Genomic DNA, 15905 nt, shown 5'->3' on the forward strand with positions numbered 1-15905 from the left:
CGTTGGTCAAAATGGTTGTTTTTACAGTAGCGCTAACAGGAGGCCGCCGGGTGCGTCGCGGGCGCCCTGGAGGGCGTCCGGGCGGTCCTCGGCGCCGACGGGACGCGCCGCGTGTTCCGCGCCGTGCTCACCGACAACGGCCCCGAGTTCTCCGACGAGGGCGCGATCGCCGCGCTGCTCGGCGAGGGGCGGGGCGAGACGAGGCTGTTCTACTGCGACCCTAGGCGCAGCGACCAGAAGGGCGCCTGCGAGCGCAACCACGTCGAGATCAGGAAGCTGCTGCCCAAGGGCCGCGGCCTCAGGTTCGACCGGCTCGCCCCGGCCGACCTGGCGCTGGCCATGTCGCACGTGAACTCCGAGCCCCGCGGCGCGCTCGGCTTCGCGACGCCCGCCCGCGCCTTCCGGGCGATGCTCGGCGGCGACGCGGCGGCGCTGCTCGAGGCGTACGGCGTGGAGGACGTGCCCGTCGAGGAGCTCGACCTGACGCCGGGGCTCATCGAGCGGGCGCGCGCGGAAAGGGGCGATGCCCCGCTGTCCTAGCCTAGAAGGAAAAACGGAATAGACGGACCGACCGTCCGGCTGAGTCTGGGAAGAGGCGCCGGGCGGCGGGCGGAGCATGGCCACCGGACCCATCGAAACACATCTCCACCGTTCCTTCAACTGGGAAAATGCCGCCCCCGGACCCCGGGAGGGGCCGCGGGGGCGTTCGGCTAACTGCGGGAATGGGCTATTTGCTCAATGTGTTCGGCTGAGATCGGAAATCAACCCCGTCCATACGAAGGTCGCCCTTCTCAATCAAAACGCACGCTGGCAGATGCGCTCAACCTGCTCCATGGAATGCGACACGAACAAAACCGTCACGTCACCGCTCTGGATAAAGTGCTGAATACGGGCCTCGCACTTTTGCTGGAAGAACACGTCGCCGACGGAAAGCATCTCATCGACGATCAGGATATCGGGCTCGGTAATGGTGGCGATTGCAAAAGCAATGCGCGCAACCATACCCGAAGAGAAGTTCTTGAGCGGCATGTCGACAAAGTTCTGCAGCTCAACGAACTCGATAATGCCATCAAAGTCGACATCGATAAATTCCTTGGTATAGCCGACTAGCGCAACGTTCAAATAAATGTTCTCGCGTGCCGTCAGCTCGGGATCAAAGCCAGCTCCATGCTCAATCAGAGGTGCAATGTTGCCATGAACCTTAACGCTGCCCTCGCTAGGCTCGAGCACACCAGCGATAATCTTGGGCATCGTGGACTTGCCGGAACCATTAGTACCGACCAAGCCCACGACCTCACCGCGGTGAATATCAAACGAGATGTGCTTAAGCGCCCTAAACTCCTCAAAGAACAACTCATGCTTAGCGAGCTTAATAAAACATTCTTTGAGGCTGGTCAGCGAGTCAGACGCCATGTTAAAGATCATGGTGGTGGCGTCGGCCTCGACAGCCAGAAGCTGCTCGTTGTAATCAACAACAGATTCAGTCATCACAGCATTCCTTTAGATGTAGAAGATGAATTTGCGCTCGGACTTGTGGAAGACGGCTACATCTCAGGATGCCAGGGCCAAACGGCTATACTTTCTACGTTTGAATATCAAAGGAGCATTGAGTGAATTCTGAATCTATTGCCGTCATTATCCCCTGCTACAACGAAGCCCTTACGATCGGCAAAGTCATTGACGACTTCCACCGCGAGCTTCCGCAGGCGACGGTCTATGTATACGATAACAACTCGTCAGACGATACCTCGCGCATCGCAACGGAACACGGCGCCACAGTGCGCTTTGAGCCCCGACAGGGAAAGGGCAATGTCTGCCGTCAGATGTTCCGCGATATCGATGCTGCTTGTTACCTAATGGTCGATGGCGACGACACCTATCCCGCCGAGGAAGCCAAAGCCCTCTGCGAGCCCATCCTCAACGGCATGGCGGACATGACTGTGGGCGATCGCCTGTCCAACGGCACCTATGCCGAAGAAAACAAGCGTGCGTTCCACGACTTTGGCAACAACCTAGTTCGTGCCATGATCAAGTGGATCTATGGCTACAGTTTCGACGACGTTATGACAGGTTATCGCGCCATGAACCGTCCCTTTGTCAAAACGTTCCCCGTGCTTTCCGAGGGCTTTCAGATTGAAACAGAACTTTCCATCCACGCCGTCGACCACCGCTGGCGCATCAAGGATGTGCCTATTGAGTACCGCGATCGCCCCGAAGGATCCGAATCTAAGCTTAATACCGTCAGCGACGGCATTAAGGTCGTCGCCATGATTGGCACGCTGTTCAAGGACTACCGCCCGCTCAAATTCTTCAGCCTCGTTGCGCTCCTGTTTGCAATAATCGGTCTTGCCCTGGGCATTCCCATCATTGTCGAGTATTTCCAGACCGGTCTTGTTCCGCGCTTCCCAACCGCCCTGCTCGCCGCATCGTTTATGTTCCTGTGTGGCTTAAGTCTCGCGACTGGTTTTATCCTCGACTCCGTGGCAAAGGTCGAAAAAAAGCAGTGGGAAGTCAATGTGTATAGCAAATACGCCTTCGGTGACTATCGCAACGACAACCCGAACGCAAGGTAAACCGCCATACCGCGCATTTCCATCGTCGTGCCGTGCTACAACGAGTAGGAATCGCTACCGACCTTCCTTTAGGAACTCACCCTGGGCGCATAGCGCCCAGGGTGACAGGCGAGGCAGGTTCACGCACCTGTTATAGAAAAGAGCATGTAAAGAGATTGTCCGCCGCCTGCGTGCGGTCCAGGAGTTGCCCGCATGGAAACTGAAGCCCCCACCACCATAGCCGCGAACGCCGGCCCCACCACCGGCGCGCTCATACTCATCCTTTTCGCCGCCGCGGCATAGCAGGTATGGCAGTTCTGGCGCCACCGCCGCATAGAGGTCACCACCCTTCTGTGGCAGGTTCCGTTCGTGGGTCTGCTTGGGTTCATCATCTATTGGACCGGACAAGGTTTTGTGGAAGATTGGACCGCCGATACGGGCAACACCAGCGCCACGACGGGCCTCGCCTGCGCCGCGGGCACCTGTGGCCTCGTACCGCTGCTGCGTGGACCCCTCGCCCGCCTTATAGATGCAACCAAGGCGCCAATGCGCCTGCTCGCATGCACCCTGCGCGATGCGGTGTGCATCCTCGTGGCGGCCACGCTCTCCTTCCGCGCGCTCGAGGTTGCGTGGAACAACAACGTGGGTCTGCTGCCGTGGTCGTCCGTGACGTTCTCCGTAGCGCTCATCGCCGCGTTCATGGCCGTGGCCTACTTCGCATTCCTGCGCCGCGGCGCCGGCCCCGCGCTCGCGGCCGTAGCGTGCGCCGGCGTGGGCATAGCGCAGAGCTTCATCTGGGCGTTCAAGGGAGTGGCAATTCTGCCAAGCGACCTGCTCGCCCTGGGTACGGCCGCCGCCGTATCCGCCGGCTACGACTACGTGCTCACGCCGGCGATGTTGGATGCGCTGGGGCTGCTGTGCATAGCGCTCGCGATACTGTCGTTGACACGCCCGCCGAAACTGCCGGTGGGCGGCAACATGTCAACTGAAGCAAGTTCAGTTGACATGCCGAAGGATCTCAAGGCGGGTAGCAACGCCCGCGAAGATTCTTCGACTACGGACGCTGCGCGTCCTTCGCTCAGAATGACAATCGGTTCCCTTATCAACCGTGACGCGTGTCCCTCCTCCAATACGGCGATGGGGGCGCACACCGCACTCGGTAGCCACCCTTCGCTCGAATCGAGCGCCAGGTCCGCCCTCACGCTCGCGTCACGCCGGCGTTGGAACATCGTGGCCGCTACCGCATCTGTCGTGCTCGCGGTCGTATACGGGAACAGCATTCAGGGCTGGTTCAACAACAACCAAGTCACTGATGCACTCGAGCTCGACAACACCGAAAGCCTCTACGCCGCCACGATGGACAAGTGGCGCCGCACGCAATACCTGGAGTTCGCCGAGCGCGTCTCATAACCAGTACTCCGGATGTGACCCAGAATGGCGGAAAGGCAAAGCCGCAACCGCCATTCTGGGTCACATCGAGGCGGCACATAACGATGTGTAGCCCGCTCGAGACCACAATCTGCGCAGCCTCGGGGTCGTCCCATATGTTGAACTCGGCGTACACGGTCGCGTTTCCGCCAACCGTGGTGCCGCCCATGAGGACGATGTGGTCGATACGATCGGCACGCCCCGAGTACGTACGTAGGAACAGCGTGATGTTCGTCAAGGGACCGGTTGGAACAAGCGTCATCTTGGTATCGTCGGGCAACCCGGAAATAGAGCGGGCCATCTCCACGATTGCCGGCTCATCGGACAGCTTGCGGTCGGTCGCCCCCCCTCAAGCACGGCCTCGCCCAACCCCGACACACCATGCACTCTCCTATCAGTCCGAGTATAGGACGAGCACGCCTCACGGGGGCAATCTACTTCGTGCGCTCGGAGATCAGGCCTCGAATGAGGTCGACGGTAGCCTCATAGGAATGCGGGCGGTCGAACTGTGCCGCCGCGAGCTCGCGCGCCACGCGACCCATGCGCGCGCGTCCCGCCTCGTCCTCGACAAGCTCGCAGATCACCCTGGCGAGCCCTTCGGCGTCACCCGGCACAACATTCACGCCAAAGCCGTCACGCACGACCTTCTCGCGAAACTCAACGTTCATGGACGTGTTAATCATGGGGCGTCCCGAGGCCAGGTAATCGCCTATCTTGGTGGGCACGCTCTGGGGCGCGTTCGCAACCAGCGAGTTGACCACCATGTCGGACGCCTTGAGCCAAGCCGCCATGACACGGTACGGCATGTAGCCCAAAAGCCCAGCAGGCGCCCCGGTTCGCTCAACCGCCGCCTCAACGGATGCGCGTTCGGGGCCATCGCCAAGAATCTTGAGTCTGAGCTCGGGATGCGCCTTGGCAGCTATCGCCACAGCCTCGACGAGCGTCTCCAAGTCGTATAGTGCCGAGATATTACCCGCGTAAGTAACCCAGACCTCGCCCTCGGGCTTTTCCACGGAGCCGACGTTCTCAGCGGCGCCCGCGTCGAACTCCTCGAGGTCGTTACCCACGTACACCACGAGCTTGGGGATATCCTCGGCGCGGTCGCGGAAAGGGCGCGCGGCGTACTCGTCGGACGTACCCACCACGGCGTCCGCCAACGCGTACGCGCGACGAGCTTGGCGCTCGAACGGAGCGAAGGCTATGTCGGACAGCACCGGAACGTCGAGCGCGATACGGAAGGCCTCAGGCCACAGGTCGTTCACGTCGACCACGAAGGGGATGCCGTAGCGTTTCGCGGACCGTCCCACGGCGAGCGTCACATCGTTGGGCGGAATCTGGCAGTAGATGAGGTCGTAGTCGTGGTCCACATCGAAGTACGCCGTCACGCGCTTGGCCATCACATGGTGCGCCCAGATGCGCTGGGGGCACATGTTGGCGGGATAGCTCGGCTCGGCAATGAACTTCACGTTGAACGCGTGCATGCTCGTGTCGAACGTCGCCAAATCACGCTGGCGCTTCTCCCAGTGCTGGAAGCCGCTCGTGATAAAGTCGACATTGAAGCCACGCTCCACGAGAAGCGTCGCGAGGAACGTGTAGCGCGTGGCACCCTTGACCTCATGGCCAAGCTTGGCGTCGGCGCTGAATATGGCTATTCGCGGTTTGCGGCTCATGAATCATCCCTTGGTAGCGTGCTAGTGACGGCGCTTGGAGACCAAGCGCTTGATGGAGTTGTACGAGAAGCTCAAGCGGTTGAGGAGCGTGGCCATACGGTATCGCTGCTCGCCGCGCGCCCACTGGTCTATGTCCGCACACCTCAGCTCGCGTCGAAACGCCTTGGCGCGCGCACGCCCACGGCTGCGATCCTCATCGAACAGCAACGCGATGTTGTAGTGCGTGTCCACGATGAGGTGGACCTTCTCGCGCACGTAGTAGACGGACTCATCCGAAAGCCTCTCCCCGCTCGCGGCGCATACCTCGCCATGCTCGCAGCGCTCAAGGTAGTCCAGGAGCTCCATGACCACGCGGTCGTGATCGTCCCAGCGGCGCACGTAGTTCGCCTGGCTCACGGACTGGTTCTCGTTGCCCACCAGGTACTGGTACACCTCGATATCGAGGTAGCAGATGGTAGAGGCGGGCACGCTTGCCTTGACCACGTACTCATAGTCCTCGTAGAAGGTGTGCTCGAGCAGGCTGATGCCGATACCGCGTAGGTAGTCCGTACGCGCTGTGAGCGTGTGGATCATGATCTGGAACACGGTGTCGCCGTTGGTGAGAACGCTGGAGAAGTCGAGCGCACGACCCGTGACAACGCCCTTGGCGAGCGGGAACGGACGCTCCTCGCCAGAAGTCATGTCAATCTCGCGCTTCTTGTCTACCACAAGGTCGCAATCGAGGTCGGCAAGACGCTCGAGCAGCTCGGCCATACCGTCCGTGTTCACCCAGTCGTCGCCGTCCACCACGCGGAAATAGCGCCCGCGCGCCTCGGCCAGGCCAGCGTTCACGGCCGAGCCGTGGCCTCCGTTCTTCTTGGAGATGACGCGGATCACGCCATGGCTGCGCGCGGCGAACTCCTCCGCAAGCGCACGGGTGCCGTCGGTAGAGCCATCGTCCACCACGACGACCTCGAGCTTGCCCACGAATCGCGGGTCGAGGTAGGACTCAAGACCTCGAGCGAGGTAGCTCTCGACGTTGTAAGCAGGGACAGCGACGGTAAGCTGCAGCGCGCTTCCGCCCCGACTCTCAACATCACTCATGCATACACCCCTCTCGCGGCTGACAGACCGCGCAACATCCTATCCAACCGTCTTCACGCTCGCGTATGCGCGCGAAGACCTTCCCCGCACCACATGCACGCAGCGACCCGCGGCGAGCATGAGGTGCGGATTGCCCCTGGCGAGCAGGGCATGGAGTGCGCGCGAAACGCGTCCCGACCTCGCCGGAGCCTCGACGATGAGTTCACGATACAGAGGGTCTGCCGTGAGCTCGGCGCAAAACGCACGGCGGGCCGCCGCGTCCATGCCCGCCCGCTCGTCGAACGTGCGCTCGATGGCGCTCAGCACGTACCGCGCAAACCTAAAGCCCAAGCGCGAACGAGCGTCGGTACTGTCCAGGCCCCAACCGCGCAGCAGCTCGAACAACTCCGCCACGCGCCTGCGGTGCACCTCGTAATAGCGCGGCACGAATTTGTTCGTAAGGTTTACATTCTCGCGTTTCTGATAGCGATAAAGCGGACGACATATCACGGCGGCCGAACCCACACGACGCGCAACCTCGATATTGAAGCAGACGTCCTCGATGAGCGGTACATCCTCGAACGAGAGGCCATCGAGCACCTCTCGGCGATAGACCTTGTTCCAAGCGTACCCAAAGAGCGTGAGCTCCTCGAGGACGAGAATGCTCGAGCGGTATTCGTCGCGATCCAGCAGAAACGCGCTTCGCCCCGCGGCAAGCTCGATAGCCGCAGGAGAATCCGCTGCAACGACGTGACACGTGGGGGCATCGAGGTCATCCATGCTGAAGACTGCGCCATCCAGCGCCGGCACAAGCTCTCGCGTACCCGTAACGGCCCCGTTGTCAGCGCGGTATTCCTCGCGACAACCAAACACGACGACATCGCACGGGGTATTCGGGCGAAGCGGAAAGCTCGCAGGATCGACGACGCCTCCCATAGGAACACCAGCACCCATGGCTATGGCCGCGCGACACTCCTCGAGAAGCTCGGGGTCGTACGTGTCGTCTGGGTCGGGCATCCATACGTAGGAGCCGCGTGCCGCCGCGATGCCGGTATTGCGCGCGCCGGACAGGCCTTGGTTCTCCTTGTGGCGCACAAGACGAATACGCGCGTCTTGTGCAGCGGCCGCCTCCACGATCCTAGCCACGTTATCGGGAGAGGCGTCGTCAACGCAGATGAGCTCCCAGTCCGCACACGTTTGAGCACGGACGCACGCTATGGCATCGGGCAGGTAAGCCGCCACGCCATAGCAGGGCATGATAATGGAAAAGAAGGGGCGGCGCTCGCTCGCGGCCGCCTCGTCGCACGCGCCGGACATATTAGTCGAACTGCGCCTTGTAAGCCGCGCAGACCTCGTCCACTGGGCCGATCATGCGCTCGTGGCCCTTCTCGATCCACACAGCGGAGGTGCAGATGCGCTCCACCTGCCCGATAGAATGGCTCACGAACAGCACAGTCACGTTACCGGAATCTATGAAGCTCTGGATGCGGCGCTCGCACTTCTCCTGGAAAAACACGTCGCCCACGGAGAGCGTCTCATCGACAATGAGTATGTCGGGCTCCACCACGGTGGCGATGGCGAACGCGATACGCGCGACCATACCAGATGAGTAGTTCTTCATAGGCATGTCGAGAAAGTCGCGCAGCTCGGCGAAGTCCACGATCTCGTTCAGGTGCTCCTCCATGAACTGCTTGGAGTAACCCAAAAGCGCACCGTTGAGGAAGATGTTCTCACGCGCCGTGAGCTCAAGATCGAAACCAGCGCCCAGCTCGATGAGGGGCGCGATGTTGCCACGAACCGTCACGGTGCCCTTCGTGGGTTCGAGCACGCCGGCGATAATCTTGAGCATGGTGGACTTACCGGAACCGTTGGTTCCCACCAGGCCGATGACCTCGCCCTTCTTAACCTTGAAGCTCACGTGCTCCAGAGCATGGAATTCCTTGAAGAACAACTCGTGGCGCACGAGCTTGATGAAGTACTCCTTGAGGGAGTTGAGCTGCTCGCTGGCCATGTTGAAGACCATCGTGACATCGTCGACCTCGATGGCGTATTCGGTGTTGGTAGCGTCTGCCATGGTGCCGCCTTAGACGTAGAGAATGAACTTGTGCTCGGTCTTCTTGAACACGAAGATACCGATGATGAGCGCGATGATGGCCCACGCGATGCACATGAGGAGCACCGTGGGCGTGGGGTTCTGCTGCCACAGGAAGATGTCACGCATGAACTCGAGGTAGTTGTACATGGGGTTAATCTTCACCAGCATGATGATCCAGTGCGGGGCGCCCTTGTCGATAAGCAAGGAGAGGTCCCAGAAGATGGGCGTGAGGTAGGTCCACGCGATGATGACGACGCTCCACAGATGGATGATGTCGCGGAAGAAGACGGAGAGCGCGCCGATGGCCATGCCCACGCCGATGCAAAAGAGCATCAGCAAGAACAGGCACAGGGGCAGCCAGATGAAGTGCCACGTGGGCATAACCTGAAAGAACAGCATGACGATAGCCACGGCGATGAGCGAGAAAGCGAAGTTTACGAGCGCGAACAAGACCTTCTGCACCGGGAAGATGTACCGGTTGACCTTTACCTTCTTGAGCAGGGGCGCGGCGTTGATGATACTCGTAAGTGCCGCGTTGGTGGAGTCGCTCATGAGCGAGAACGTGACGTTGCCCACGATGAGGTAGAGCGGGAAGTTAGGGACGTTGCTGCCAAACATGTAAGAAAACACGATGGACATGACGATCATCATGAGCAACGGGTTGAGAACGCTCCACAACACGCCGAGGAAACTACGGCGGTATTTGAGCTTGAAGTCCTTGGTGACGAGCTGCTCGAGGATGAGCAAGTCCTTCTTATACGGACGCGGGGCTTTTTCGGTTGCGAGAGTCTGTGAGGACACCGACGACGCCTCCCTATTGATTGCACGTTAGCGGCAGATGCCGCCCTTGCCGAACAACGTATGATAACACAGGGGCGCTTGCGCGATTTCTCACCTCGACGAGCTGCATACAATCAGGAGAGTCGGTTGCGCGCTTATGGACAGGCGGCGCTGGCGTAGCAGTCGGCGGTCGACACCGGCACGACCTTCCCGCCGTTGCCGTTAGCGGCCTCGAAGACAGCGCGGGCGATGTCGGACCAGCTCCTCACGGCGCCCGAGCCGGTGCAGCCGTAGGTGCCGTAGGGGGCCTTCGCGTCCAGCACGTGGAAGATGGCCGCGGCCATGTCGCGCGTGAAGGTCAGGCGGCCCAGATTGTCGTCCGCGACCGTAATCTGGGTAAGTTTATTCTCCGGGTCGGCGACGCGGTCGGACAGACCCTTCATGGTTTTGACGAAGTTGTGTCCCTCACCGATGACCCAACTGGAGCGCATGATGTAGTAGCGCGGGCAGCCGGCCACGGCGATGTCACCCGCTCTCTTGTTCTGGCCGTAGACGAACAGCGGGCTAAAGGGCTCCCCATCGTCGTGCGCCTCGGCCGTGCCGTCGAACACCAGCAGTCTCATGAACCGGTACCGTCAGCCAAACATCTAGCACATTGGAGACCCTCCCCTTATCTCCAGCCAGACAGCGCCGGCTACGATTCCACTCGCGATCGCACCCGGCGCACCCCGCCGCAAAATCGAATCGATTGAACAAGACGCCATGCACCCGTTGCCGGCACCGCGAGACAAGCTGAAAACCGCATAACGGCACGCAGTGTTTACGTCGATATCCATAGGGGCGTAAACCGTTGATTAAGCTAATATAAACTGCAAGTCAACAGGGCGCGGGGAGTGCAAGGAATGAATGGGACTGAAATAAACACCGAGATACGAATCGAGCCGCAAGCTGAAGCTCACAGGCATCCTCCGATTCACGAAATATCAGAAGAACCCCACAGCGTTACAATCACAAGATCGGGTATTTTGCATCAGCAAGCCAACCAGCGAGGGAAATCGGGGCTCCGTCGAGTTCTTACCTATGGTACTTTCGACCTCTTGCATTATGGTCATATTCGCTTGCTTCAACAGGCGGCTGCCCTTGGAGACTACCTCGTTGTTGCCCTTTCCACCGACGAATTCAACGCACTAAAGGGAAAGAAAAGCTTCTATTCGTATAATGTGCGAAAGGAAATGCTCGAAGCGATACGCTACGTTGACCTTGTAATCCCTGAAAATAGCTGGGAACAAAAAGCAACAGACGTAGAGACCTTTCAGATTGATACAGTCTGCATGGGAAGTGACTGGGAAAACGATCCGCGTTTTGAATCGCTGAGGGATATCTGCCAGGTTCAATACCTAAATCGAACGCCCGGTATTTCTACCAGCGACATTAAGACGAGTCTTAAAGGATAAGCAGTGAACATTCTTGATCTACTCCCATCGACACGGCGCGCAGTGCGAAACACGAGGGATTCAATAGAATCACTCAAAGACTCGATCGAATCCCTCAGGGATTCGATCGAGTCTTTGAAATGCGAAACAACGGCCCAATATGACCGCGTTTTTTCTAGAACCGAACAAGCAGACATCGGCATTAACGGACATCTTGCCTGTGAATTCGAACGGCTTGAAAAGGCGATTAAAGCCCACGATTCGAAGACCGTCATCATGCTATGGGAACTCTACAGGAAAGACGGAGAGCTGCCAGAAGATGCTCGAAAACGTTTCTTCAAAAGCATTCCGCCCGCCACAGGCCCATTACGGCTACATCAACTAGGCTGCGCACAATTATTGTCAGAATTCAATGAGCTCTGTAAAGCACACAATCTTGACTACTGGATTGCTTTTGGAACTCTCCTGGGCGCTGTCAGACACGGAGGTTTCATTCCATGGGACGATGATACAGACCTCGGGATGACTCGAGCAGATATTAAAAAATTGGTAGAAATAGTTGAGGACGATTCACGCTACTCAGTTTCCGTCGTTTACGATGCATTTGCCTTCTGCCGACAGATTCGCTTCAAATACTCCAACGAGAATATTCCCTGTTTCCTTGACCTTTTTCTCTTTGACGAGGTCAGCGACGTCACACATGCAACGTTTGAGAAGCAGGCTGCCCTGAGAGGCGAAATGATCGAACATTTCATCTCTCAGGATTGGTATCAAGAGTGGCAAGCAGCGGGGTATGTTTCCGAAAATTCAATATTAGGAGAAAAGGCCGCAGCCATCTTTGATGCCTATTTAAACCAAGCGGAAGATGATGGAATCATCTCCGCCAACGGCAGTGGGCTCATTTGGGGAATCGACAATCTGACCGATCTCAATGGATATGATTGGATATGCTCGAAAGGCGACGTTCTTCCAACTCAACGCATCGCGTTTGAAGGTGCGCCATGTGAAGCACCGGCAAATATTGAAAAGTTATTAACTGAAGTGTATGGGAACATCTACTCATTACCTGACGATATCTCAACGCACTTTGCTCACGTCGATTTAACTGACAGCAATTTGGAATCTCTTCATCTTGAGAATCCAGATACCGTTTAGCCAATGAAATACCCGTCTTTCTCATAGGACAACAAACGAGCTAGAAGAAACACGGAGGCTCCGTCAGATCCTGACGGAGCCTCCGATTGCCGCAGCCTCACAGCCAAAGAGATACGGCCTGGTACCTGATACGCTACTTCTCCGACTCAACATTCCCTAGCTCAATACGTAGAAGCTCGATAGAGTTCAGAAGCGCGACGCTTTCCTTCTGGACAAATTCTGATTCAAGATGACGTAGCGCGACAGTCCGAGACGACGGAGGAAAAATCCGACCCGCCATCTGGCGCATCTTAAGAACAGCGCCCAATGAAGCGAGCCTCTCTCGACCCCGTCGCAAAAAGTCAATGGGATTATTCCTAAGAGTTCCAAGATAGAACATCATCTTTCGACGTGGTCCAAATAGGCGACGTCGATCGATTAGTATCGCACGAGCCATCGCACCGTACTCTCTATCATGGAGGAGCGCTTTTAATTGAACGTCCGAAAAGTACGTCTCCAAGATCGACTTTAGAAAATTGGCGAGCATTGTCCTATCCTGAACAGGAGCTGTCATGACATCCATGAACACAAACTCACCAATTAAACTGAGCAATTGAGATCCAAAGCGCTCAGCATTCCCAGACTGTTTCCAATCCGAGCATATACGATCCGAGATTCGTAGATGGTCATATATCCTCAAGACCTTATCGTCATTTCTGGTTGCCATAAGGGAATCGGCTCGATTCACCCGATAGTCATACAGTTTGTCAGACAGAAACACGGTTTTCCGAGACCGAGGATAAGCCATGTAATGAAATAACTTGTCCTCTCCAAACCGAAGTTCCTCATCAAACCACAGTCGCTCTTCAATTAGAAATTCGCGACGACAAGCCGTTCTCCAAGCGAACGGCTCAGCAGCCTCGAGAGCAAAAAGAGACGGATCGAATGACGCATACATTGTGTCGCGAGGAGAAAGTACTTTATCCAGCCACCAATTAGAAAGGAATTGAGGATACACGCGCCCACCGAACGTAATCAAATCAGCATGCGTGGAATCAAAGGCGTCAGTTATACGCTTTGCAGCCGTCTTGTCCAAGAAGTCGTCAGAATCAACAAAGCAAACAATGTCACCCGTGGCACAGCGAATACCAGCGTTGCGCGCGGAAGACAGCCCCCCGTTCTCTTTACTGATGATTCGCATTCTAGGTTCGACCTTCGAATACATCTCCAGAATGTTCGAAGATCTATCGGTTGACCCATCATCGACACAGATTATTTCGATATCCCTAAATGTCTGGTTTCGAATAGAATCAAGGCAGACAGGGAGATACCGTTCAACGTTATAGACGGGAACAATGATACTCAGCTTGGTCATTCACTTCTCCGGAATTAGTTAGTGGGTCAATCGGAACAAAGCCAATCGAATTGCAGACAGCAATCCCCCCGCCCGCATCAGCCTAACAAAGCGCTCTTTTCGAGTACGTGAGCCATCCGAAGACCGAAGCACTCCATACAACTTGGAATCGTGAAGCAGAAGAATTAGATTAAGCCGCTTGGAGGGCTCGAAAATGTTGAGATCACTATAGCCTTGCTGTAGATCAGAATTCACATCCTCAACCATCCGAGGAACAAATTGCTCTCGAAGCTCAGGAGACAGCCGGTCATAGTTCCACTCATAGCTATCGAAGCGCATTTTTGCTAGGACGGATCGCAGATATATCCTGGCCTGACAATGCGAATCGAGGTATCGATGCATCTCCTCGTATTCGTCGCAGACGCAGAAAACCTTGCCAGGAGAATTGACCGAGGACTTTTCATTATCCTGGCGATAGTGTAGGAAGGCCTCATTAAGCAAGACCGCGTTATCGCACGAAGCCCATACCTTGAAGTTAAAGCCAGCATCTTGATACGAAGCGCCCGGCGAAGGCAGGAACGAAATATCGTTCTTCTCCAAGAAATCCCTTCGATAGATAGCCGACCATATCGATGGCTTTCGATAAAACACCTCTCGCTCCACTTGGGGGTTCACATGGCCTTCAAGAAGCGCATCGACCCAGCCGAACTTCTCATTGCGCTCTTCGGGAAGAGACCAGTACAGATAAAAGTCGCACTTAACCACCTGGGCGTCGCATTGCTTGGCTGCTCGATACATTGTTTCCAATGCACCTGAGTCCAAGAAATCGTCCGACTCAAGAATGCCGACGTACTCACCGGTGCACATCGAGAGACCCTTGTTCATGGAGTCGCCATAGCCAGAATTAGGCTTGTCAAGAACTCGGAAGCGAGGATCGGCTTCGACATATTCATTGATGATATCGAGGGAGCTATCCGTCGACCCATCGTTTATGCATATAATCTCGATGTTCGAAAGTGATTGTTCGCGAGCCGACTCAAGGCACTGGCGAAGATACTTTTCGACATTACAAATTGGAACCAACAATGAGACTGCAGGGGCTTCAGCCATTCAAACGACCATCCTTTAATCTGAACCAACGTATTTATGTTAGCAGGAATATAAGCACTCGGCGCCACTTCTCGCATTTCAAGTGCCGCGCATAAGCGACCTTCGCAACAATAACATCGATATCTTATCGAAGCCCCGGCCCGTGCGCGGTGAGCTTCCCCGGGGGTCATCCCCAGGTCCGCAAGGGCGCGCACGGGCCGAGAAGGCGTCTCTCGTACTCGGGCACCGCGAGTGGTTCGCAACGGCGCCCTCAATCAGTGGTAACTTACTGGCCCTGGGCCTTGTAGCGTGCCTCGGTAGCGGCCTTGACGGGCTCCCACCAGGCGCGGTTCTCGGTGTACCAGGCGATGGTCTGGTCGAGCCCCTCGGAGAAGTCCGTGTGCTTGGGCTCCCAGCCCAGCTCGCGGCGGAGCTTGGTGGAGTCGATGGCGTAGCGGCGGTCGTGGCCGGGGCGGTCGCGCACCCAGTCGAAGTCGTCGGCCGGCTTTCCCAAGCGCGTGAGTATCGCGCGCAGCACGTCGATGTTGGAGCGCTCGCCGTCGGCGCCGATGAGGTAGGTCTCCCCCATCTCGCCCTTGGTGAGGATGGTCCACACGGCGCTCGAGTGGTCGTCGGTGTGGATCCAGTCGCGCACGTTGCGGCCGTCGCCGTAGAGCTTGGGGCGCACGCCGTCCAGGATGTTGGTGATCTGGCGCGGGATGAACTTCTCCACGTGCTGGTAGGGGCCGTAGTTGTTGGAGCAGTTGGAGATGGTCGCCCTCACGCCGAAGGTGCGGTGCCAGGCGCGCACCAGGTGGTCGGAGGCCGCCTTGGTGGAGCTGTAGGGGGAGCTGGGGCGGTAGGGCGTCTCCTCGGTGAAGCGCGCGGGGTCGTCCAAGGCCAGGTCGCCGTAGACCTCGTCGGTGGAGACGTGGTGGTAGCGCACGCCGAACTTGCGCGCGGCCTGCAGCAGGCAGAAGGTGCCCTCCACGTTGGTGCGCAGGAACGGCGTGGGGTCGTCGATGGAGTTGTCGTTGTGGCTCTCGGCGGCGTAGTGGACGATCGCGTCGTGGCCGGGGACGAGCTCGTCCAGCAGCGCGGCATCGCAGATGTCACCCACCACGAGCTCCACGCGGTCGGCGGGCAGCCCGGCGATGTTCTCGGGGTTGCCGGCGTAGGTCAGCTTGTCCAGGACGGCGACGCGCACGTCGGGGTGGTTGTTCACGACGTAGTGCACGAAGTTGCTGCCGATGAAGCCGCAGCCGCCCGTGACGATGATGTTGGTGGGTTCGAAGTTCTCGGACAAGG

At 57.6% G+C, this 15905-nt stretch carries 15 protein-coding genes and 1 pseudogene; 5 read left to right on the top strand and 11 right to left on the bottom strand.

The window, feature by feature from the left end:
* Nucleotides 1–111: 111 nt before the first annotated feature.
* Complete coding sequence (locus tag DXB86_RS07540; protein ID WP_233504178.1) at nt 112–540, top strand: hypothetical protein; 429 nt, start codon at nt 112–114, stop codon at nt 538–540.
* A gap of 187 nt (nt 541–727) precedes the next feature.
* On the opposite strand, the pseudogene DXB86_RS07545 reads toward DXB86_RS07540, so the two are convergent.
* Nucleotides 728–1488: pseudogene (locus DXB86_RS07545) on the bottom strand (ABC transporter ATP-binding protein).
* A gap of 122 nt (nt 1489–1610) precedes the next feature.
* Here DXB86_RS07545 and DXB86_RS07550 point away from each other — a divergent pair.
* The gene (locus tag DXB86_RS07550; RefSeq protein ID WP_117736695.1) at nt 1611–2573 is read left to right on the top strand and encodes a glycosyltransferase family 2 protein; all 963 of its coding nucleotides are present in this window, start codon (nt 1611–1613) and stop codon (nt 2571–2573) included.
* A gap of 348 nt (nt 2574–2921) precedes the next feature.
* Nucleotides 2922–3962: a hypothetical protein gene (locus DXB86_RS07555; RefSeq protein WP_117736696.1), complete on the top strand. Its 1041-nt coding sequence runs from the start codon at nt 2922–2924 to the stop codon at nt 3960–3962.
* Here the strand turns inward: DXB86_RS07555 and DXB86_RS10205 are convergent.
* From DXB86_RS10205 to DXB86_RS07590, 7 genes are all read right to left on the bottom strand, one after another.
* Entirely contained in the window at nt 3859–4308 is a 450-nt protein-coding gene (locus tag DXB86_RS10205; protein ID WP_369831486.1) for a nucleoside hydrolase, read from the bottom strand. The genes DXB86_RS07555 and DXB86_RS10205 overlap by 104 nt on opposite strands.
* Nucleotides 4309–4414: 106 nt before the next feature.
* On the bottom strand, nt 4415–5650 hold the full coding sequence (locus DXB86_RS07565; RefSeq protein WP_199411018.1) for a glycosyltransferase family 4 protein: 1236 nt from the start codon (nt 5648–5650) through the stop codon (nt 4415–4417).
* Between the two features lie 21 nt (nt 5651–5671).
* Complete coding sequence (locus DXB86_RS07570; RefSeq protein WP_117736698.1) at nt 5672–6733, bottom strand: glycosyltransferase family 2 protein; 1062 nt, start codon at nt 6731–6733, stop codon at nt 5672–5674.
* A gap of 39 nt (nt 6734–6772) precedes the next feature.
* Complete coding sequence (locus tag DXB86_RS07575; RefSeq protein WP_117736699.1) at nt 6773–8029, bottom strand: glycosyltransferase family 2 protein; 1257 nt, start codon at nt 8027–8029, stop codon at nt 6773–6775.
* A gap of 1 nt (nt 8030) precedes the next feature.
* Complete coding sequence (locus DXB86_RS07580; protein ID WP_117736700.1) at nt 8031–8786, bottom strand: ABC transporter ATP-binding protein; 756 nt, start codon at nt 8784–8786, stop codon at nt 8031–8033.
* 9 nt (nt 8787–8795) lie between these two features.
* The gene (locus DXB86_RS07585) at nt 8796–9608 is read right to left on the bottom strand and encodes an ABC transporter permease (RefSeq protein ID WP_117736701.1); all 813 of its coding nucleotides are present in this window, start codon (nt 9606–9608) and stop codon (nt 8796–8798) included.
* 134 nt (nt 9609–9742) lie between these two features.
* Nucleotides 9743–10210 (bottom strand): sugar nucleotide-binding protein, encoded by a 468-nt coding sequence (locus DXB86_RS07590; protein ID WP_233504180.1) that lies wholly within the window; start codon nt 10208–10210, stop codon nt 9743–9745.
* Nucleotides 10211–10489: 279 nt separating this feature from the next.
* Between DXB86_RS07590 and tagD the strand changes: the two genes are divergently transcribed.
* The gene (gene tagD, locus DXB86_RS07595; RefSeq protein ID WP_117736702.1) at nt 10490–11041 is read left to right on the top strand and encodes a glycerol-3-phosphate cytidylyltransferase; all 552 of its coding nucleotides are present in this window, start codon (nt 10490–10492) and stop codon (nt 11039–11041) included.
* Nucleotides 11042–11044: 3 nt separating this feature from the next.
* Nucleotides 11045–12175: a phosphorylcholine transferase LicD gene (locus DXB86_RS07600; RefSeq protein WP_117736703.1), complete on the top strand. Its 1131-nt coding sequence runs from the start codon at nt 11045–11047 to the stop codon at nt 12173–12175.
* A gap of 133 nt (nt 12176–12308) precedes the next feature.
* On the opposite strand, the gene DXB86_RS07605 is transcribed toward DXB86_RS07600, so the two are convergent.
* From DXB86_RS07605 to rfbB, 3 genes are all read right to left on the bottom strand, one after another.
* Nucleotides 12309–13529, bottom strand: a complete 1221-nt coding sequence (locus DXB86_RS07605; RefSeq protein ID WP_117736704.1) for a glycosyltransferase family 2 protein — start codon at nt 13527–13529, stop codon at nt 12309–12311.
* An 18-nt stretch (nt 13530–13547) separates the two neighbouring features.
* The gene (locus DXB86_RS07610) at nt 13548–14618 is read right to left on the bottom strand and encodes a glycosyltransferase family 2 protein (RefSeq protein ID WP_117736705.1); all 1071 of its coding nucleotides are present in this window, start codon (nt 14616–14618) and stop codon (nt 13548–13550) included.
* 265 nt (nt 14619–14883) lie between these two features.
* The gene (gene rfbB / locus DXB86_RS07615; protein ID WP_117736706.1) at nt 14884–15903 is read right to left on the bottom strand and encodes a dTDP-glucose 4,6-dehydratase; all 1020 of its coding nucleotides are present in this window, start codon (nt 15901–15903) and stop codon (nt 14884–14886) included.
* Nucleotides 15904–15905: the final 2 nt, after the last annotated feature.

Origin of the sequence: Collinsella sp. OM06-18AC (assembly GCF_003438785.1) — a bacterium.
In the GTDB taxonomy this organism is placed as follows: Bacteria; Actinomycetota; Coriobacteriia; order Coriobacteriales; family Coriobacteriaceae; genus Collinsella.

Coding starts and splice junctions, on each gene's coding strand:
- tagD (WP_117736702.1), top strand. CDS start 10,490: ATGAATGGGACTGAAATAAACACCGAGATACGAATCGAGCCGCAAGCT.
- DXB86_RS07590 (WP_233504180.1), bottom strand. CDS start 10,210: ATGAGACTGCTGGTGTTCGACGGCACGGCCGAGGCGCACGACGATGGG.
- DXB86_RS07565 (WP_199411018.1), bottom strand. CDS start 5,650: ATGAGCCGCAAACCGCGAATAGCCATATTCAGCGCCGACGCCAAGCTT.
- DXB86_RS07605 (WP_117736704.1), bottom strand. CDS start 13,529: ATGACCAAGCTGAGTATCATTGTTCCCGTCTATAACGTTGAACGGTAT.
- DXB86_RS07580 (WP_117736700.1), bottom strand. CDS start 8,786: ATGGCAGACGCTACCAACACCGAATACGCCATCGAGGTCGACGATGTC.
- DXB86_RS07570 (WP_117736698.1), bottom strand. CDS start 6,733: ATGAGTGATGTTGAGAGTCGGGGCGGAAGCGCGCTGCAGCTTACCGTC.
- DXB86_RS07575 (WP_117736699.1), bottom strand. CDS start 8,029: ATGTCCGGCGCGTGCGACGAGGCGGCCGCGAGCGAGCGCCGCCCCTTC.
- DXB86_RS07610 (WP_117736705.1), bottom strand. CDS start 14,618: ATGGCTGAAGCCCCTGCAGTCTCATTGTTGGTTCCAATTTGTAATGTC.